18 protein-coding genes are annotated in these 17,660 nt (G+C 63.3%); 7 read left to right on the top strand and 11 right to left on the bottom strand.

The features are described 5' to 3' along the window. Nucleotides 1-75 precede the first annotated feature (75 nt). From BLS27_RS19350 to BLS27_RS19340, 3 genes are read right to left on the bottom strand one after another with little or no spacing between them, the layout of a single operon-like run. On the bottom strand, nucleotides 76-348 hold the full coding sequence (locus BLS27_RS19350; protein WP_043211032.1) for an oxidative damage protection protein: 273 nt from the start codon (nucleotides 346-348) through the stop codon (nucleotides 76-78). Beyond that, nucleotides 345-1,412, bottom strand: a complete 1,068-nt coding sequence (gene mutY / locus BLS27_RS19345) for an A/G-specific adenine glycosylase (RefSeq protein ID WP_090346353.1) — start codon at nucleotides 1,410-1,412, stop codon at nucleotides 345-347. Before mutY ends, BLS27_RS19350 begins: the two co-directional genes overlap by 4 nt. After that, nucleotides 1,409-3,646, bottom strand: coding sequence for an AsmA family protein (locus BLS27_RS19340; RefSeq protein WP_090346350.1), 2,238 nt, complete (start codon nucleotides 3,644-3,646; stop codon nucleotides 1,409-1,411). The genes mutY and BLS27_RS19340 overlap by 4 nt, the downstream gene beginning before the upstream one ends. A gap of 264 nt (nucleotides 3,647-3,910) precedes the next feature. Here BLS27_RS19340 and hisB point away from each other — a divergent pair, with 264 nt between their 5' ends. The 5 genes from hisB to hisF are packed head-to-tail and all read left to right on the top strand — an operon-like array spanning nucleotide 3,911 to nucleotide 6,948. Further along, the gene (gene hisB / locus BLS27_RS19335) at nucleotides 3,911-4,504 is read left to right on the top strand and encodes an imidazoleglycerol-phosphate dehydratase HisB (protein ID WP_043211130.1); all 594 of its coding nucleotides are present in this window, start codon (nucleotides 3,911-3,913) and stop codon (nucleotides 4,502-4,504) included. Next, nucleotides 4,504-5,142, top strand: coding sequence for an imidazole glycerol phosphate synthase subunit HisH (gene hisH / locus BLS27_RS19330; RefSeq protein WP_043211039.1), 639 nt, complete (start codon nucleotides 4,504-4,506; stop codon nucleotides 5,140-5,142). Before hisB ends, hisH begins: the two co-directional genes overlap by 1 nt. Next, nucleotides 5,143-5,403, top strand: coding sequence for a DUF2164 domain-containing protein (locus tag BLS27_RS19325; protein ID WP_090346347.1), 261 nt, complete (start codon nucleotides 5,143-5,145; stop codon nucleotides 5,401-5,403). A gap of 27 nt (nucleotides 5,404-5,430) precedes the next feature. After that, on the top strand, nucleotides 5,431-6,168 hold the full coding sequence (gene hisA / locus BLS27_RS19320; protein ID WP_043211043.1) for a 1-(5-phosphoribosyl)-5-[(5-phosphoribosylamino)methylideneamino]imidazole-4-carboxamide isomerase: 738 nt from the start codon (nucleotides 5,431-5,433) through the stop codon (nucleotides 6,166-6,168). Nucleotides 6,169-6,177: 9 nt separating this feature from the next. Beyond that, entirely contained in the window at nucleotides 6,178-6,948 is a 771-nt protein-coding gene (gene hisF, locus BLS27_RS19315) for an imidazole glycerol phosphate synthase subunit HisF (protein WP_090346344.1), read from the top strand. A gap of 123 nt (nucleotides 6,949-7,071) precedes the next feature. On the opposite strand, the gene choV is transcribed toward hisF, so the two are convergent. The 3 genes from choV to BLS27_RS19300 all read right to left on the bottom strand — a co-directional run bounded on the left by choV (nucleotide 7,072) and on the right by BLS27_RS19300 (nucleotide 10,133). Further along, complete coding sequence (choV, locus tag BLS27_RS19310; RefSeq protein ID WP_043211048.1) at nucleotides 7,072-8,250, bottom strand: choline ABC transporter ATP-binding protein; 1,179 nt, start codon at nucleotides 8,248-8,250, stop codon at nucleotides 7,072-7,074. Further along, nucleotides 8,247-9,095 carry a choline ABC transporter permease subunit gene (choW, locus tag BLS27_RS19305; protein WP_177343688.1) on the bottom strand — a complete coding sequence of 283 codons (849 nt, stop codon included), beginning with the start codon at nucleotides 9,093-9,095 and terminating at the stop codon, nucleotides 8,247-8,249. Before choW ends, choV begins: the two co-directional genes overlap by 4 nt. A gap of 90 nt (nucleotides 9,096-9,185) precedes the next feature. Further along, nucleotides 9,186-10,133, bottom strand: a complete 948-nt coding sequence (locus tag BLS27_RS19300; RefSeq protein WP_090346341.1) for a choline ABC transporter substrate-binding protein — start codon at nucleotides 10,131-10,133, stop codon at nucleotides 9,186-9,188. Between the two features lie 442 nt (nucleotides 10,134-10,575). Between BLS27_RS19300 and BLS27_RS19295 the strand changes: the two genes are divergently transcribed. Continuing rightward, the gene (locus BLS27_RS19295) at nucleotides 10,576-11,952 is read left to right on the top strand and encodes an L-serine ammonia-lyase (protein WP_043211056.1); all 1,377 of its coding nucleotides are present in this window, start codon (nucleotides 10,576-10,578) and stop codon (nucleotides 11,950-11,952) included. 389 nt (nucleotides 11,953-12,341) lie between these two features. Then, a complete protein-coding gene (gene gbdR / locus BLS27_RS19290) occupies nucleotides 12,342-13,448 on the top strand; it encodes a choline metabolism transcriptional regulator GbdR (RefSeq protein WP_043211058.1) in 1,107 nt (368 codons plus the stop codon). A gap of 90 nt (nucleotides 13,449-13,538) precedes the next feature. On the opposite strand, the gene BLS27_RS19285 is transcribed toward gbdR, so the two are convergent. From BLS27_RS19285 to choX, 5 genes are all read right to left on the bottom strand, one after another. Beyond that, on the bottom strand, nucleotides 13,539-13,796 hold the full coding sequence (locus BLS27_RS19285; RefSeq protein ID WP_043211060.1) for a hypothetical protein: 258 nt from the start codon (nucleotides 13,794-13,796) through the stop codon (nucleotides 13,539-13,541). Between the two features lie 363 nt (nucleotides 13,797-14,159). Continuing rightward, nucleotides 14,160-14,630, bottom strand: coding sequence for a thioesterase family protein (locus BLS27_RS19280; protein WP_090346338.1), 471 nt, complete (start codon nucleotides 14,628-14,630; stop codon nucleotides 14,160-14,162). Nucleotides 14,631-14,640: 10 nt separating this feature from the next. Next, nucleotides 14,641-15,606, bottom strand: coding sequence for an L-carnitine dehydrogenase (locus tag BLS27_RS19275; RefSeq protein ID WP_043211065.1), 966 nt, complete (start codon nucleotides 15,604-15,606; stop codon nucleotides 14,641-14,643). An 18-nt stretch (nucleotides 15,607-15,624) separates the two neighbouring features. Further along, nucleotides 15,625-16,509: a 3-dehydrocarnitine:acetyl-CoA trimethylamine transferase CdhC gene (cdhC, locus tag BLS27_RS19270; RefSeq protein ID WP_043211067.1), complete on the bottom strand. Its 885-nt coding sequence runs from the start codon at nucleotides 16,507-16,509 to the stop codon at nucleotides 15,625-15,627. A gap of 164 nt (nucleotides 16,510-16,673) precedes the next feature. Further along, nucleotides 16,674-17,618, bottom strand: coding sequence for a choline ABC transporter substrate-binding protein (choX, locus tag BLS27_RS19265; protein ID WP_043211069.1), 945 nt, complete (start codon nucleotides 17,616-17,618; stop codon nucleotides 16,674-16,676). Between the last annotated feature and the right edge of the window lie 42 nt (nucleotides 17,619-17,660).

The raw sequence follows: 17,660 nt of genomic DNA, 5'->3' as shown, positions 1-17,660 counted from the left end.
AAAAGGTTTTCAGACCTTCCGTCAACGACTTTTTTGAAAAATTTTTAAATTAATTCCGTCGCTTACGTTTTTCGGTCATTCGCTGGGCGGAACGTAGCCTTCGGCCTGAGCGTACTCCTCGCCAGCGAAGAACTTGTCCATCTCCGCCTGGAGGAATTTGCGGTCCTCGGCGTTCATCATGTTCAAACGCTTTTCGTTGATCAGCATGGTCTGGTGCTTCTGCCACTCATCCCAAGCCTTTTGCGAGATGTGATCGAAGATGTCCTGGCCTTTGGCGCCCGGGTAGGGAGGGCGTGGCAGGCCAGGGAGCTCTTCGTTGTACTTGCGGCACTTCACGGTGCGGGTCATCGGGACTCTCCTGCAATCAATTCATCGGCCGCGCGTTTGAGCAGCTTCTTGACCGGGGCGGCGAGGCCCAGGCGCGGCGGGGTGGCGAGGTTATACCAGAGCCAGTCGGGCTCAGTCACGGTCGTGCCCAGCGAGTCGACACGCACCAGCCACGGCTCGATGGCCAGCTGGAAATGGCTGAAGGTATGGGTCAGGCCATCCAGGGCTTGGCTGCCGGTCGCGCGCAGGCCGTGCTGGTAGGCCAGGTCGTCGAGCTGTTCCAGGTTGTCCAGCTCCGGCAAGCTCCACAGCCCGCCCCATAGGCCGCTCGAGGGGCGGCGATAGAGCAGGATGGCGCCCTCATGGTTGGCCAGCATCGGCATCAATGTGCGGCGCTGCGGCAGCGTCTTGCGTGGCTTGGGCTCGGGGTATCGGGTTTCCTCCCCGAGCAGGTGGGCTTGGCAGCCGGTCTTGAGCGGGCAGATCAGGCAGCTGGGCTTGCTGCGGGTGCAGAGGGTCGCGCCCAAGTCCATCATCGCCTGGGTGTAGTGGTTGGCCCTGGCGTACGGCGTGAAGCGCTCGGCGTTGGCCCACAGCGCGTTGGCCACCTTGGGCTCGCCAGGATAGCCGGCCTGGGCGGTGTAGCGGGCCAGCACGCGCTTGACGTTGCCATCGAGGATCGGTGCGCGAATGCCCATGCTGATGCTGGCGATGGCACCGGCAGTGGAGCGGCCGATGCCCGGCAACGCCGTTAGTTGCTCGACGCTGCGTGGAAACTCGCCGCCATGCTGCTCGACCACGATTTTCGCGGCCTTTTGCAGATTGCGCGCCCGAGTGTAGTAACCCAGGCCCGTCCACAGGTGCAGCACCTCGTCCTCCGGCGCCTCGGCCAGGGCCTGCACGGTCGGCAGGGCCTGCATGAAGCGATCGAAGTAGTTGAGCACCGTGCTCACCTGGGTCTGCTGCAACATGATTTCCGACACCCACACCCGATAGGGCGTGATGCCCTGTTGCCAGGGCAGGTCATGACGGCCGTGCTGGTCGTACCACTGCAAAACGGCATGGGAGAACTGCTCGGGACTCATCGTTTGAACAGCCCCTTGAGTGCATCCTTGAGCTCCGGGCTGACCTTGTCGCCAAGCTTCTCGTCGAGTTTTTGTTGCAGGCGGTTGCCGGCCAGCTTGGCTGCGACCTTACCCAGGCCTTCCTGGTCCAGGCGGCAAGCCTTGGCGCCAAGTTCCAGCGGGCCACGGCAGCGCACCGGCACCTCGATACCGACATAGCGCTCGTTGACCTGGCAGGCCGGGTCCGGCATGGCGCGCTGGTCACCTTCGACGATCACGCCCAGGTTGTAGTCCATGCCCAGTACGCGCAGGTCCACATCGCCATGGCCGTTGACGGTCAGGCCTGGAATGCTTGCCTTCAGGTTCGGGTTGCTGGCGACGCCATTGCGCACCACCAGGCTGCCGCGCAGTTCCTGGAAGGGGGTATCCTTGCCGCGCGGCTCGCCGCTCAAGGTCTTGCGGTTGAGGGTCGCGATGGCATGACACAGCTGCTGTTCGAGGTTGGCGTTGACCAGCACGCCATCGTTGAGGGTGAAGCTGGCATTGCCGTTGAGGGTGTCGACCAGTGCTTTCTGACTGTTGCCGGTGGCGGTCAGGTCGCTGGACAGCGTCAGCAGGCCCTTGACCGGGGGCGCCTTGTCCGGGGTGTCGGACTTGATGAAGTGTTCCACCGGCACGCGGTTGATCCGGGTCTTCATGCCGATCTGTGGCACGGCCGGGCGCACGTCGAGTGTTCCGTTGGTCTCGAAGCTGCCGTCGTACAGGCCACCTCGGAGGGTCTCGAGGGTCAACAGGCCTCCCTGGCCGTTGGCTTTGAGCTGGGCATCGGTGATCGGCAGCTTGTCCAGGGTCAGGGTGCCGAACGACACGTCTGCCTGCAGATCGAGCTGGCGCAGGCGATCCACCGGCAGCAGCTTGTCACTGCTCCAGGCCACCTGGGTCGGCGCGTTGGGCAGCGGAGTCGTGCTCGGGCCGCTGACGCTGGCTTCCTGCTGCTGGACCTCGGCCTGGCGCGCGGCGCTGGCGCCCTTGGCTTGTTCGCTCTTGGCCTGCAGGTAACGGTCGGCGTTGAACGTGTCGCCTTTAAGGCGCAGGCGAAGGGCCTGCTTGGCGAAGTCGTCGATGGCGATGCGGCCGCTGAAGGTGCTCTCGTCGAGCTTCACGGCCAGGTCTTCCAGGGCCAGGCTGGTTGGATTGGCCTGCAGGCGGGTGACCAGTTCCAGCTTGCCGAACGCGGCCGGGTCGGCAGTGGCAGGCAGCGGATGGCCGATGCTGTCGAGGAAGGTGCGCAGGTCGAACTGAGCGATGGACAGGCCGCCGCTCAGTTGCGGGGTCTTGTCCAGGTCGCGCAGGTTCAGCTCGCCCAGGGCGCGCAGCTGGTTGGCAGAGAGCTTCAAGCCATTCCAGGAGGCCACGTTGGCGGCAAGGTCGACCAGTAGCTGGCCTTGGGCGGCGAAGGTCATGGTCTTGCCGGCCAGCGGTTCGCCAGAGGTCTCGCCCGACAGGCGCATGTCCTCGATGTTGTAGCGCTTGAGCTTACGGTCGAAACGCAGCTCACCCGTCAATTCGGTGCGTGCCTTGAGGCTCGGCTGGCCAACGGTGAGGAAGGCACTGGCCTTGAGCGGGATGTTCACGCCCTCATGGACTGCACCGGTGCTCAGCTGGATGCTTTGGGCGCTGAAGGTCTGGCCGGTCTTGGCATCGGTGTACTGCACCTGGGCGTTGTTGACCGTCAGGCTGTCGATGTCCAGCTTGACCATGCGCTCGCGGGAGTCTTCCTTGTTGGCCGGCGTATCGGCCGTGGCGGGGGCCTCGGTCGTGCTGGTCGACGGCGTGCCGGCAGGCTGCGGCAGTGGTTTGCCGATGTCTTCCCAGTTGCCGTGGCCGTGTTCGTCACGGTTCAGGATCAGGTTCAGGCCCTCGACGCGCACATCGCTCATCTGCACCTCGCGGCGCAGCAGCGGCAGTACACGGACCGACAAACCCAGCATCTGCAGGTCGGCGAATGGCTCCTTGGGCTTGTTCAGCGTGGCGATGCTGGCCTCGTGCAGCTCCAGGCCCAGCCAGGGGAACAGGCTCCAGCCGATATCGCCATTGAGCGTCAGCTCGATGTGGGCCTTGTCGCGGGCCAACTGGCGAATCTCGTCTTTGTAGTCGTTGGGATCGAAGAGGTGGGTCAGGGCGAAGCCCAGCGCCACGATGATCAGCAGCAACCCGAGAAGCCCCAGCCCCAGGATTTTGCCGAACGCTTTCATGGGCGAGTCCTTGTAGTCCGTTTTTGAAATTCAAGCCTGGGAGTATAGCGCCGTGGGTAGGACCTCGGCGTAATCAATAGTGGCGGACGGCAGGGCCAGGGCAGTCCGTGTCGGCAGGGCTTGTCCCGCGAGCGAGCGCCCTGTCGCTTCAAACAGCAGAAATTACACATATGCGACATTGCCATATGTCATCCGCGTTCCAAGCGGGCGCGATCTGGGCCTATAATGGCAGCCTTTTCGCCCAATGATTTTGCGGAGCTGGTGATGGTCGAACGTAAGGCTTCCGTCGAGCGCAATACCCTGGAAACCCAGGTAAAAGCCTCGATCAACCTCGATGGCAGTGGCAAGGCCCGATTCGATATCGGTGTGCCTTTCCTCGAACACATGCTCGACCAGATCGCCCGGCATGGGCTGATCGATCTGGACATCGAGTGCAAGGGTGACCTGCATATCGACGACCACCATACCGTCGAAGACGTCGGCATCACCCTCGGCCAGGCGTTCGCCCAGGCCATCGGTGACAAGAAGGGCATCCGTCGCTACGGTCATTCGTACGTACCGCTGGACGAAGCGCTTTCGCGTGTGGTCATCGACTTCTCCGGCCGTCCGGGCCTGCAGATGCACGTGCCGTACACCCGCGCCAGCGTGGGCGGCTTCGATGTCGACCTGTTCCAGGAGTTCTTCCAGGGCTTCGTCAACCATGCCCTGGTGACCCTGCACATCGACAACCTGCGTGGTCACAATACCCACCACCAGATCGAAACCGTGTTCAAAGCCTTTGGCCGCGCGCTGCGCATGGCCGTCGAGCAGGACGAGCGCATGGCCGGGCAGATGCCTTCCACCAAGGGATGCCTGTGATGCAGACCGTCGCCGTAATCGACTATGGCATGGGCAACTTGCACTCGGTGGCCAAGGCCCTGGAGCATGTGGGGGCTGGCAAGGTGCTGGTCACCAGCGACGCGGCCGTGATCCGCGAGGCCGACCGTGTGGTGTTCCCAGGCGTTGGCGCGATCCGCGACTGCATGGCCGAGATCCGTCGCCTGGGCTTCGACAGCCTGGTGCGTGAAGTCAGCCAGGACCGTCCGTTCCTCGGTATCTGCGTGGGCATGCAGGCCCTGCTGGACCACAGCGAGGAGAACGACGGCGTCGACTGCATCGGCCTGTTCCCCGGTCAGGTGCGTTTCTTCGGCAAAGACCTGCAGGAAGACGGCGAGCACCTGAAGGTGCCCCACATGGGCTGGAACGAAGTCAGCCAGACCATCGACCATCCCCTGTGGCATGACATTCCCGACCGCGCGCGCTTCTATTTCGTGCACAGCTACTACATCAATGCCGGCAAGCCTGGGCAGGTTGCAGGCCGCGGCCACTACGGCGTCGATTTCGCCGCGGCCCTGGCCGAGGGCTCGCGCTTCGCCGTGCAGTTCCATCCCGAGAAGAGCCATACCCATGGCCTGCAACTGCTGCAGAACTTCGTCAGCTGGGATGGACGCTGGTAAATGAGCAAACCGCGGACCAAGGCCCCGATCATCACCCTGGCGCCCGAGCAGGAGCGCCAGGCGCTCGACACCTTGAAGCGCTTTCTCGAAGACCGCTTCGAGCTGACGCTTGGGTCGTTCGAGGTGGCCGAGGTCCTCGATTTGTTCAGCAAAGAAATTGCACCTCACTACTACAACAGGGCGATTGCCGATGTTCAGCTGCACCTCAAGGAGCGGTTCGAGAGCATCGAGAGCGACCTGTGGGCACTCGAGAAGCCCTGAATTTCACTGATTAGACAGGTTCCCAAGATGCTGATTATCCCCGCTATCGATCTGAAGGACGGTGCCTGCGTGCGTCTGCGCCAGGGCCGCATGGAAGACTCCACGGTATTTTCCGACGACCCGGTGAGCATGGCCGCCAAATGGGTCGAGGGTGGCTGCCGTCGCCTGCATCTGGTCGACCTCAATGGCGCCTTCGAAGGCCAGCCGGTCAACGGCGAAGTGGTCACTGCCATCGCCAAGCGCTACCCGAACTTGCCGATCCAGATCGGCGGCGGCATCCGCTCGCTGGAGACCATCGAGCACTACGTCAAGGCTGGCGTGAGCTACGTCATCATCGGCACCAAGGCGGTCAAGCAGCCTGAATTCGTCGCCGAGGCGTGCAAGGCGTTCCCAGGCAAGGTCATCGTTGGCCTGGATGCCAAGGACGGCTTCGTCGCCACCGACGGTTGGGCCGAAGTCAGCTCGGTGCAGGTCATCGACCTGGCCAAGCGCTTCGAGGCCGATGGCGTCTCGGCGATCGTCTACACCGACATCGCCAAGGACGGCATGATGCAGGGCTGCAACGTGCCCTTCACCAAGGCCCTGGCCGAAGCCACGTCGATTCCGGTGATCGCGTCCGGCGGCATCCACAACCTGGGCGACATCAAGGCCCTGCTGGATGCCAAGACCCCGGGCATCATCGGTGCCATCACCGGCCGCGCCATCTATGAAGGCACCCTCGATGTCGCTGAGGCCCAGGCCTTCTGCGACAACTACCAAGGCTGAGGACAGAACATGGCACTGGCCAAGCGCATCATCCCTTGCCTGGACGTGGACAACGGCCGGGTGGTCAAGGGCGTCAAGTTCGAGAACATCCGCGATGCCGGCGACCCGGTGGAAATCGCGCGTCGCTACGACGAGCAGGGTGCTGACGAGATCACCTTCCTGGACATCACCGCCAGTGTCGATGGCCGTGACACCACCCTGCACACCGTCGAGCGCATGGCCAGCCAGGTGTTCATCCCGCTGACCGTGGGCGGTGGCGTGCGTACCGTGCAGGACATCCGCAACCTGCTCAACGCCGGCGCCGACAAGGTGTCGATCAACACCGCAGCAGTGTTCCACCCCGAGTTCGTGGGTGAGGCTGCCGAGCGTTTCGGTTCCCAGTGCATTGTCGTCGCCATCGACGCCAAGAAGGTCTCCGGCCCCGGCGAGGCGCCGCGTTGGGAGATCTTCACCCATGGCGGGCGCAAGCCGACCGGTCTGGATGCAGTGGCCTGGGCCAAGAAGATGGAAGGGCTGGGGGCCGGTGAGATCCTGCTCACCAGCATGGACCAGGACGGCATGAAGAGCGGTTTCGATCTGGGCGTGACCCGGGCCATCAGCGATGCAGTGGGTATTCCGGTGATCGCCTCGGGCGGTGTCGGCAACCTGCAACACCTGGCTGACGGCATCCTGGAAGGCCATGCCAGTGCGGTGCTGGCGGCGAGCATCTTCCACTTCGGTGAGTACACCGTGCCGGAAGCCAAGGCCTATATGGCTGCGCGCGGGATCGTCGTTCGCTGAACCACTGCCGGGAGGGCTTTGCCCTCCTGAAAAGACACAAGGCCGCTGTCACAGAGAGGGTGCAATACCTCCCCTGTGGCCGCGGCCTTGTGCCGTGACAGGGCCGCACAGCGGCCCCTGTCATTACCCGTGGTTCTTGCCCAGCAGCGCGTGATACAGCTCGCTGTCGCCGAGAATCCCCACCACCTTGTCGTTCTCCTGCAGCACCAGCTTGTTGCCGGTGTGGTAGCGGATCTGCAAGGCCTCGCGCATGCCGATATTGGCATTGACCAAGGTCGGTTTGCGGCCCAGGGTTTCCACATCCTGGCCCGGTACCCAGTTCTGCAGGTCCAGGCCGTTCTGGCCTTGGCGGGCGCGTTTGATCGAGTTGCCTTCGCCCAGGTCCAGCCAGGAATCACCGCCTGGGTCCAGGCATACCGAGCCATTGACCCGCTTGCAGTTGTCCAGGCTGCGCATCAGGCTGCGACCGCACAGCACGTTGAGCGGATTGGTGTGGGCCACGAAGGTGCGTACATAGTCGTCGGCCGGGTTCAGGACGATTTCTTCAGGCTTGCTGTACTGGATGATCCGGCCATCTTTCATGATGGCGATACGGCTGCCCAGCTTGAGCGCCTCGTCCAGGTCGTGGCTGACGAACACGATGGTCTTGCTCAGCTTGTTCTGCAGCTCCAGCAACTCGTCCTGCAGGCCTTGGCGGATCAGCGGGTCGAGGGCCGAGAAGGGTTCGTCCATCAGCAGGATGTCTGCGTCCATGGCCAGCGCCCGGGCCAGGCCCACGCGCTGCTGCATGCCGCCGGAGAGCTCGTCGGGCTTTTTGTTGCGCCATTGGGTCAGGCCCACCAGCTCGAGCTTCTCATCGACCAGCTTGCGCCGCTCTTTCTCGGGACGGCCCTGCATTTCCAGGCCGAAGCTGATGTTCTCGCGCACGGTCAGCCAGGGCATCAGGGCGAACTTCTGGAACACCATGGCGATGCGCTTGGTGCGCATCATCTTCAGTTCCGCCGGGGTGCAGTGGGCGATGTCGATGTGCTTGCCTTCGTGCTCGACGAACAGCTTGCCGCGGCTGACGGTATTCAGGCCGTTGATGCAGCGCAGCAGGCTCGACTTGCCCGAGCCGGACAGGCCCATGAGCACGCAGATCTCGCCTTTGTTGATGTCCAGGTTGGCTTTCTCGACGCCGACCACAAGGCCAGTCTTCTTGAGGATCTGCTCGCGGGTCTGGCCTTGGTCCAGCAGCGCCAGCGCTTCGCGTGGCTTGTTGGAGAAGATGACGTCGACGTCTTCGAAACGAATGATGCTCATGACTCACCTCGTGCCGGCAGCTCCGGTTGCTTGCAGATACGGTCCAGCATGATCGCCAGCAGCACGATCGCCAGGCCCGCCTCGAAGCCCAGGGCGATATCGGCGGTGTTCAGTGCGTTGACCACAGGTTTGCCGAGGCCGTCAGCGCCCACCAGGGCGGCGATCACGACCATCGACAACGACAGCATGATGCATTGGGTAACGCCCGCGGCAATGCTGGGCATCGCATGGGGCAGTTCGATGCGGGTCAGCAGCTGGCGGCGCGAGCAGCCAAAGGCCTTACCGGCGTCGAGCAGTTCCTGGGGCACATCGCAGATACCCAGGTAGGTGAGGCGGATCGGCGCGGCGATGGCGAACACCACCGTGGAGATCAACCCTGGCACCACGCCCAGGCCGAACAGGGTCAGGGTGGGGATCAGGTAAACGAAGGTAGGCACCGTCTGCATCAGGTCCAGGACGGGACGCATGGCGGTGTAGAACATCGGCTTGTGCGCAGCGACGATGCCCAGCGGCACGCCGATGGCCACGCATACCACGGTGGCGAAGGTGACCTGCGCCAGGGTCTCCATGGTTTCCTGCCAGTAGCCGAGGTTGAAGATCAGCAGGAAGGACAGCGCGACAAATGCCGTCAGCGCCCATTTGCGCTGGATCAGGTGCGCCAGGGCGGCGAACAAGGCGATGAGGATGTAGGGGTTGAACCAGGTCAGGGCGCTGGTGACCCCATGGATCATGAATTCCAGGCCCTGGGCGATGGCGTCGAAATAGTTGGCGCCGTTCTGGGTCAACCATTCGACGAATGAGGCGATGTACTGCCCCAGAGGTATTTTCTGATCGATAAGCATGATAGCGAGCTTCCACCTGCAAAGATTGAAATCAGTCCGGGGCGGGCGTTGGCCTGCCCCGAGGTAGTGCCAATTGCTACTGCATCCTTGTTGTTATTGCGTCAGTTTGGCCTTGGCCGCCTCCAGCCCGGGTTTGCCATCCACGGTCGTCACTCCGGCCAACCAGGTGTCGAGCACTTGCGGGTTGTTCTTCAGCCACGCCTTGGCGGCTGCATCGGGTTTCATCTTGTCGTCCAGGACATTGCCCATCAGGGTGCTTTCCATGTCCAGGGTGAACGACAGGTTCTTCAGCAGTTGGCCGACGTTGCTGCATTCCTGCGTATAGCCCTTGCGGGTATTGGTCAGCACGGTTGCCTTGCCGAACTCGGGGCCGAAGAACTCGTCACCGCCGGACAGGTACTGCATCTTGAATCGCTTGTTCATCGGGTGCGGTTCCCAGCCCAGGAACACCACCGCCTCGCCACGTTTCTGCGAGCGGTCCACCTGCGACAGCATGCCCGCCTCGCTGGACTGCACCAGCTTGAAGCCGGCGTCCTTCAGGCCAAAGGCGTTTTTGTCGATCATGCTCTGGATGGTGCGGTTGCCGTCGTTGCCCGGCTCGATGCCGTAGATCTTGCCGCCCAGTTCGTTCTTGAACTTGGGAATGTCGGCGAAGTCCTTGAGGCCCTTGTCATACAGCGCCTGGGGCACGGCCAGGGTGTACTTGGCATTCTCCAGGTTGGCACGCACGGTTTCGACCGTGCCGGCGTCACGGTACTGCTTGATGTCGTTCTCCATGGTCGGCATCCAGTTGCCGAGGAACACATCCAGGTCCTTGCCGGCGGCCAGCGACTTGTAGGTCACCGGTACCGAGATCATGTTGGTGTGAGTCTTGTAGCCCAGGGCTTCGAGTACAACGCTGGTGACGGCGGTGGTCACGGTGATGTCGGTCCAGCCGACGTCAGAGAACCGTACCGTCTGACACTGCTCGGGCTCCACGGCCTGAGCCAACAGAGGTGTTGCGAGCATCGCGACCAGCAAGAGCGAGGGTGAACCTTTCATGGATGGACTCCTGTGATTTTTCTTCGGGTTTCCCGCGGGGCGCCGGGCTTTCTCTAGGCTCCGGTCGACCAGGCCTGCAGAGGGCAGGATGCGAGGCCGTGCAATACGAGTCGCTTTCGATAATCCCCCAGCGTTCGGCAATCGCCTACTGGTGGGGTCGTAACCAGTACAGGACGGGTCGCATCCAGTAAGGGCAATGTCGCATATGGATTTTTCCACCCTCTACCCTGCGTTTTTACGTCACCAGCCCCCTCGAAAGCGGCGCGCAAGGCGCCTGGAGCGGGCGGCGTTGCTGGACAAAAGTACGTCGGTTGCAGACGGCGGGTAGTGGGGCAAAAGCCTGATGATGCGTGCATTCGTGGCAACTCGCGGTATCAGCCTAGCAGTTGCGCAACCCGCCATACGCCGCGGGGAGACAAGCCCATCAAGAGGTGATTCGACAATGGCCATCAGCGTGTTTGACCTGTTCAAGATCGGTGTCGGGCCTTCCAGCTCCCACACCGTCGGCCCCATGCGTGCCGCCGCCCTGTTCGTCCAAGGGCTGCGCCAGCGCGGCGAGCTGGAACAGGTCAGGCGAGTGGAAGTCCGGTTGTATGGCTCGCTGTCGGCGACCGGCGTCGGCCACGGCACCGACAATGCCACCATCATGGGCCTGATGGGTGAGTGGCCCGACTCCATCGACCCCACGGTGATCGCCCCGCGCATCGCCGAATTGCGCGAAACCAGCACTTTGCAGCTCGATGGCCGCCTGCCGGTCGAGTTCGTCTGGAGCCGCGACATGTTGCTGCTGGACGAGAACCTGCCATACCACCCCAACGCCATGACCCTGATCGCCGAAGGCGCGCAAGGTGAGCTGCACCGTGACACCTACTACTCGGTCGGCGGGGGCTTCGTGGTCGACGCCGCCCAGGCCGCCAGCGGTGTGCTGGACGCTGACGAGACGGTGTTGCCCTACGATTTCAACAGCGCGGCCGAACTGCTGAGCCTGTGCAAGCAAAACGACCTGCGCGTGTCGCAATTGATGATGGAGAACGAAAAGGCCTGGCGCAGTGAGGAAGAAATCCGCGCTGGCCTGCTCAAGCTCTGGCACGCCATGCAGGAATGCGTGAACAACGGCCTCAAATACGAGGGCACCCTGCCTGGGGGGCTCAACGTACGACGCCGTGCCGCCAAGCTGCACCGCAGCCTGCAGGAGCTCGGCAAGCCCAATGTGATTGGCTCGACCATGAGCGCCATGGAGTGGGTCAACCTGTTCGCCCTGGCCGTCAATGAAGAGAACGCCGCGGGTGGGCGCATGGTGACTGCGCCTACCAATGGCGCGGCGGGCATCATTCCGGCGGTGTTGCACTACTACATGCGTTTCTCGGATGCAGTCGATGAATCCAACGTGGTGGATTTCTTCCTCGGCGCTGCCGCGGTGGGCATCCTGTGCAAGAAGAACGCTTCGATCTCCGGTGCCGAGGTCGGTTGCCAGGGCGAAGTCGGTTCGGCCTGCGCCATGGCCGCAGCCGGCTTGGCGGAGGTGTTGGGCGCCACCCCGCCGCAGTTGGAAAATGCTGCCGAAATCGCTCTGGAACACAACCTGGGCCTGACCTGCGACCCGGTCGGTGGTCTGGTCCAGGTGCCGTGCATCGAGCGCAATGCCATCGCTGCGGTCAAGGCGATCAACGCCGTGCAGATGGCCCTGCGCGGTGACGGCGAGCACTTCATCTCTCTCGACCAGGTGATTCGCACCATGCGTGATACCGGGGCCGACATGCACGACAAGTACAAGGAAACCTCGCGCGGCGGTCTGGCTGTCAGCGCCATCGAGTGCTGATGCCATTCTTGCCCCTTCTACGGTCGGTGCGCCCCAAATTGGCGCACCGATCGTTCCCTACCGGCTGTCAGTTGTCGCTACCAGAGGTGTCGTTGTCGGTGACACTTATGGATGTCGCTTCTGGGCATCCTTCCCAAAAGTGCTACTTAACTGCTCAGGGGTTACACGCAAAGGCGCTAGCGCGCCTGTTCGCGTTTTCCTACAAATCTGATGGAAAAGCTCTGACAGCCCTGACACGACGTCGTTTTTGGTTTTTTTTGAATGGTCGTTCAATTTCAGGCACGACCTTTGCGTTGTAGTTGGCAAAGCCCCTGCATACGAACTGGGGCCATGACAATAAAACAGTGCCAGCCTGAGGCACACCCTGCATTGTGTGAGGAGAAATCGCGATGACGTCGTACACCTCCGGGACCCCAACCCAGAACCGCACAGCTCCCCAGTCCATCGGGTTTCTCCTGCTGGATAATTTCACCCTGATTTCCCTCGCATCCGCCGTCGAGCCGCTGCGCATGGCCAATCAACTCTCCGGCCGTGAGCTGTACCGTTGGCACACCCTGACCGTCGATGGTGGTCAGGTCTGGGCCAGCGACGGTCTGCAGATCACGCCGGACGCGGCCATGCACAGCGCGCCGCCGATGGACACCGTGATCGTCTGCGGTGGTGTCGGCATCCAGCGCACCGTCACCCGCGAGCACGTCACCTGGCTGCAAGCCCAGGCGCGTCAGTCGCGTCGCCTTGGCGCGGTATGTACCGGTAGCTGGGCGCTGGCGTGTGCCGGGCTGCTCGATGGCTTCGATTGCAGCGTGCATTGGGAGTGTCTTGCTGCGATGCAGGAAGCCTTCCCGCGGGTGAACATGAGCACCCGCCTGTTCACCCTGGACCGTAACCGTTTCACCAGCTCCGGCGGCACCGCGCCGCTGGACATGATGTTGCACCTGATCAGCCGTGACCATGGCCGTGAGCTGTCGGCGGCGATCTCCGAGATGTTCGTCTACGAGCGCATCCGCAACGAACAGGACCACCAGCGCGTGCCGCTCAAGCACATGCTCGGCACCAACCAGCCGAAGCTGCAGGAGATCGTCGCGCTGATGGAGGCGAACCTGGAAGAGCCAATCGATCTGGATGAACTGGCGGTGTATGTATCGGTGTCGCGGCGCCAGCTCGAGCGGCTGTTCCAGAAGTACCTGCACTGCTCGCCGTCGCGGTACTACCTCAAGCTGCGCCTGATCCGCGCGCGGCAGCTGCTCAAGCAGACGCCGATGTCGATCATCGAAGTGGCTTCGGTGTGCGGGTTCGTTTCCACGCCGCACTTCTCCAAGTGCTATCGCGAGTACTTCGGTATTCCGCCGCGTGACGAGCGCGTGGGCTCCAATACCGCCCAGCAGGTGGCGATGATGCCGATCCCGCAGGCCATGGCACTGACCCCGCACAGCGGTCCGATGGCTTCGCTGAGCCAGGCGCGCAACGAGTCGACGTTTGCCAGCGTAAGGCTCTGACAAGCATTGCCGCTTCGCGGATAAACCCGTTCCCACAGGGATCATGTCGAGCCCTGCGGGAGCGGGTCGATCCGCGAAGCGATTCTGCAGTCAGGCGCGGTTCTTGAACTCTGCCAATGCTGGCAGCAGCTGCTTCTCGATGGCCTGGCGCACGGCCGGGAGGATGGTGGCGCTGCCGGTGTACATCTGCTCGACCATGCCTTTGAGCGCGCGTGCGTTGGGCTCGGTCAGCCCCCGCACCACGGCCTCGCAGGCCTGCTCGGCACTGGCGCCCGCCGGAATTTCGAAGCCCCTGGAGCGCAGTTGGCCCAGCAGGTCTTCCTGATCAATCAAATCCGCATGCATCATGGCTGTTGTCCCTTTTATCGCTAAGAGAGTGCTGCTGTGATCTGCAACCGATTCTCTGACCAAGCCGACAGGGCGGCAAGGACAGAATGTCGCAATGGCTTCTTTGGCTAAGAACAGGTCGTTCCCGGCTAAATCCAGCAACCCGGGCTGCCCCACACTGGACGCATTCACGGCAAACGAGGGTTTGGTCACCCTCACTCGTGCAAAGTGGATGTTGCTCGCTCTCTTGGCCCCGGATGCTCACGGCTTTCCGGGGTTATTTTTTTGCCTGCGGGAAACCCTCGCGGGACAAGCCGCTCCTCCTGGACCGGAAGGAGCGGCTTGTCCCGCGATAGGGGGTGCAGTAGCCACAAGGGACGTGTTTCAGCCAGGCAGTTGCATCACCCGCCCGACAAACGCTGCCGCTGGCAGGTCCCGTTGCTCATCCACCAACCCCTGAAGCAGGCCTGCGCTGCGTTCACTGAACGGTGCCGATTTCGGCCCCGCCAGGTCCACGTGCAGGAGCATCTGTTCGCTGGCCGCCAGGGCCTCGTCGAACCCCGCCCGGTGCAGGCTGTGGTACAGGTGCAGGCGCTTGCGATCGAAGCCGATGATCTGCGTCTGCACCCACACCTCGGTGCCCAGCTTCACTTCGTGCAGGTAGTTGATGTGCGCCTCCAGGGTGAACAGCGAATTGCCGCTTTGCCCGCGGCTGTCGGCATCCAGGCCGATGCGCTCCATCAGCGCATCGGTGGCGTAGCTGAAGATCAACAGGTAATAGGCATCGCGCAGGTGTCCGTTGTAGTCGACCCAGTCCTCCTGGACTGGGGTGCGGTAGGTGATCAGTGCGGGCATTGCCGTTTCCTCAATCGCCGAAGGCCATGCCGTGGCGGGCCTTGCTGTTCTTCACTGCGTCGAGCACAGCGAGCAGGGTGTCATCCCGGTAGCGTTCCAGCGCGGCGATGCTGCGATCACCCAGTTGCTCCGAGGTGCCCTCGACCACATCGTCGATCAGCTTGTCGGTCAGCTCCGGCGCCGGCAGGTAGGTCCAGGGCAGCTTGAGCGCTGGGCCGAACTGCGCCATGAAGTGCCGCATGCCTGCGTCGCCCCCGGCCAAGGTATAGGTGAGGAAGGTGCCCATGAACGACCAGCGAAGGCCTGCGCCGAAGCGGATCGCATCGTCGATCTCGCCGGTGCTGGCCACCCCGTCGTTGACCAGGTGCAGGGCCTCTCGCCACAGCGCTTCAAGCAGTCGGTCGGCAATGAAGCCCGGCACTTCCTTGCGCACATGCAGCGGGCGCATGCCCAAGGCGGTGTAGATGGCCTTGGCCGCCTCGATGGCTTCGGGGGCGGTGTGCTGGCCACCGACGATTTCCACCAAGGGCAGCAGGTACACCGGATTGAACGGGTGGCCCACCACGCAGCGCTCGGGGTGTGTGGCGGACTCATAGAACTCGCTGGGCAGCAGGCCCGAGGTGCTGGAGCCGATGATCGCGTTGGGCTTGGCCGCGGCGCTGATCTTGGCGTGCAGGTCGAGCTTCAGGTCCAGACGCTCCGGGGCGCTTTCCTGGATGAAATCGGCGTCACGTACGCATTCCTCGATGGTGGCCACGAACCGCAGGCGATCTTGTGAGGCGCCTGGCGCCAGGCCTTGTTTTTCCAAGGCTGGCCAGGCATTGGCGATACGTTTGCGCAAGGCCTGCTCGGCGCCTGGGGCTGGGTCCCAGGCGATCACGTCCAGGCCGTGGGCCAGGGCGCGGGCAACCCAGCCGCTGCCGATCACGCCGCTACCGAGGGCGGCGAAGGTCTTGATCTCGGTGATGAAGGTCATGGCGATTCTCCGGGGGGCTCAGCGGCGTTTGAGGTTCATTTTTTCGCGGCCTTCGGCCGGGGTCAGGACGCGAGCGCCCATGCGGGTGATGATCTCCACCGCGCGTTCGACCAACTGGCCGTTGCTGGCCAGCACGCCACGGTCCAGATAGAGGTTGTCTTCCAGGCCGACCCGCACGTTGCCGCCGAGCAGCACAGCCTGGGCCGCCATCGGCATCTGCATGCGGCCGATACCGAAACCGGCCCAGGTCACGCCGGCGGGCAGGTTGTCGACCATGGCCTTCATGGTGGTGGTGTCGGCTGGCGCGCCCCATGGGATGCCCAGGCACAGCTGGAACAGCGGATCGTCCAGCAGGCCTTCTTTCATCATCTGCTTGGCGAACCACAGGTGGCCGGTGTCGAAGATTTCAAGTTCGGCTTTCACGCCCAGTTCGGTGATGCGCTTGGCGCCGGCACGCAGTTGGCTCGGGGTCGAGACGTAGATGGCGTTGCCATCGCCGAAGTTGAGCGTGCCGCAGTCCAGGGTGCAGATTTCCGGGAGCAGGGCCTCGACGTGTGCCAGGCGCTCCAGCGGGCCGATCAGGTCGGTGCCTGGGCCGAATTCCATGGGCTTTTCGCCAGGGCCGATCTCCAGATCGCCACCCATGCCGGCGGTGAGGTTGACGATCACGTCCACGTCGGCTTCACGAATGCGCTCCATCACTTCGCGGTACAACGCCACGTCGCGGCTGAAGCGGCCAGTCTGTGGATCGCGGACGTGGCAGTGGACCACGGTGGCGCCGGCCTTGGCGGCTTCGATGGCGGACTCTGCGATCTGTTTGGGTGTGACCGGGACGAGGTGGCTCTTGGCGACGGTGTCGCCGGCGCCGGTCAGTGCACAGGTGATGATGACGTCATGGTTCATGGCGCGGATCCTTCAGGGTATGTCTGTGAGGTCGGTGGTGTGGCTTTCGCGGGTGGACCCGCTCCCATTGGGCCTAGGTGAGCCCTGGGGGCGCGGGGCAACCTCGCTTCCACAGGCGCAGCATCGTGTGTTGTGGGGAGCGGGTTACCCGCGAACCGGTAGAGTCAGTTGGCGCTGAGACTCAGGTTCTCAGCCGCCGGCTTGCCGTCGAAGGTGGTCACGCCTTCGAGCCAGCGTGCCTTGTCCTCGGGGTGGTCCTTGAGCCACTGGCGGGCGGATTCCAGCGGATCCTTGTGATCGAGCAGCGGCTGCATCATGCGGCTCTCGTCCTCGGCACTGAAACTCAGGTTGGCCAGCAGCCGGTGGGCGTTGGGGCAGCGCTCGGCGTAGTCGGGCGCGGTGACGGTCCAGACCGTGGCGCGGCCTTCGTCAGGGCCCAGGGCGTCCTGGCTGCCGCCCAGGTAGACCATATCGAGGTTCACGTTCATTGGGTGCGGCGCCCAGCCGAAGAACACCACCGCCTGCTTGCGCCGCACGGCGCGGTCGACGGCGGCGAGCATGCCGGCCTCGCTGGACTCGACCAGCTGGAACTTGCCCAGGCCGAACTGGTTCTTGGCGATCATCGCTTTGATCTGGGTGTTGGCGCCGGAGCCGGGCTCGATGCCGTAGATCTTGCCGCCCAGCTCCTTCTCGAACTTGTGGATGTCGGCGAACGTCTTCAGGCCCTTGTCGGCCAGGTATTTCGGTACCGCCAGGGTGGCTCGCGCATCTTCCAGGCTGGGCTTGTCGAGGACCTTGACCTGCCCGGCCTGGACGAACGGTGTGATGGTCTGGGTCATGATCGGGTTCCAGTAGCCCAGGAACATGTCCAGGCGCTTGTCGCGGATACCGGCGAAGATGATCTGCTGCGACGCGCTGGTCTGTTTGGTCTGGTAACCCAACCCATCGAGCAGGACCTGGGCCATGGCGCTGGTGGCGATGACATCGGTCCAGTTGACCACGCCAAGGCGCACGTCTTTGCAGGCGGCGGGCTCGGCGGCCAGGAGGGGAGTGGCGAGGGTGCTGCTCAACGCGAGGGACAACAAGCTGCGGCGGATGAAGCTGTGCATGGTGGCTCTCCAACGGCAGTGCATATTGTTATTGGGGCCGGC

This window comes from Pseudomonas guariconensis (genome assembly GCF_900102675.1).
GTDB classification, from domain to species: Bacteria; Pseudomonadota; Gammaproteobacteria; order Pseudomonadales; family Pseudomonadaceae; genus Aquipseudomonas; species Aquipseudomonas guariconensis.
This window is presented reverse-complemented; position numbering and strand designations above follow the sequence as displayed.

What these genes read in the sequence shown, in the direction of transcription:
- BLS27_RS19350 (WP_043211032.1), bottom strand. Translation starts at nt 348, where the DNA reads ATGACCCGCACCGTGAAGTGCCGCAAGTACAACGAAGAGCTCCCTGGC.
- mutY (WP_090346353.1), bottom strand. Translation starts at nt 1,412, where the DNA reads ATGAGTCCCGAGCAGTTCTCCCATGCCGTTTTGCAGTGGTACGACCAG.
- BLS27_RS19340 (WP_090346350.1), bottom strand. Translation starts at nt 3,646, where the DNA reads ATGAAAGCGTTCGGCAAAATCCTGGGGCTGGGGCTTCTCGGGTTGCTG.
- hisB (WP_043211130.1), top strand. Translation starts at nt 3,911, where the DNA reads ATGGTCGAACGTAAGGCTTCCGTCGAGCGCAATACCCTGGAAACCCAG.
- hisH (WP_043211039.1), top strand. Translation starts at nt 4,504, where the DNA reads ATGCAGACCGTCGCCGTAATCGACTATGGCATGGGCAACTTGCACTCG.
- BLS27_RS19325 (WP_090346347.1), top strand. Translation starts at nt 5,143, where the DNA reads ATGAGCAAACCGCGGACCAAGGCCCCGATCATCACCCTGGCGCCCGAG.
- hisA (WP_043211043.1), top strand. Translation starts at nt 5,431, where the DNA reads ATGCTGATTATCCCCGCTATCGATCTGAAGGACGGTGCCTGCGTGCGT.
- hisF (WP_090346344.1), top strand. Translation starts at nt 6,178, where the DNA reads ATGGCACTGGCCAAGCGCATCATCCCTTGCCTGGACGTGGACAACGGC.
- choV (WP_043211048.1), bottom strand. Translation starts at nt 8,250, where the DNA reads ATGAGCATCATTCGTTTCGAAGACGTCGACGTCATCTTCTCCAACAAG.
- BLS27_RS19300 (WP_090346341.1), bottom strand. Translation starts at nt 10,133, where the DNA reads ATGAAAGGTTCACCCTCGCTCTTGCTGGTCGCGATGCTCGCAACACCT.
- BLS27_RS19295 (WP_043211056.1), top strand. Translation starts at nt 10,576, where the DNA reads ATGGCCATCAGCGTGTTTGACCTGTTCAAGATCGGTGTCGGGCCTTCC.
- gbdR (WP_043211058.1), top strand. Translation starts at nt 12,342, where the DNA reads ATGACGTCGTACACCTCCGGGACCCCAACCCAGAACCGCACAGCTCCC.
- BLS27_RS19285 (WP_043211060.1), bottom strand. Translation starts at nt 13,796, where the DNA reads ATGATGCATGCGGATTTGATTGATCAGGAAGACCTGCTGGGCCAACTG.
- BLS27_RS19280 (WP_090346338.1), bottom strand. Translation starts at nt 14,630, where the DNA reads ATGCCCGCACTGATCACCTACCGCACCCCAGTCCAGGAGGACTGGGTC.
- BLS27_RS19275 (WP_043211065.1), bottom strand. Translation starts at nt 15,606, where the DNA reads ATGACCTTCATCACCGAGATCAAGACCTTCGCCGCCCTCGGTAGCGGC.
- cdhC (WP_043211067.1), bottom strand. Translation starts at nt 16,509, where the DNA reads ATGAACCATGACGTCATCATCACCTGTGCACTGACCGGCGCCGGCGAC.
- choX (WP_043211069.1), bottom strand. Translation starts at nt 17,618, where the DNA reads ATGCACAGCTTCATCCGCCGCAGCTTGTTGTCCCTCGCGTTGAGCAGC.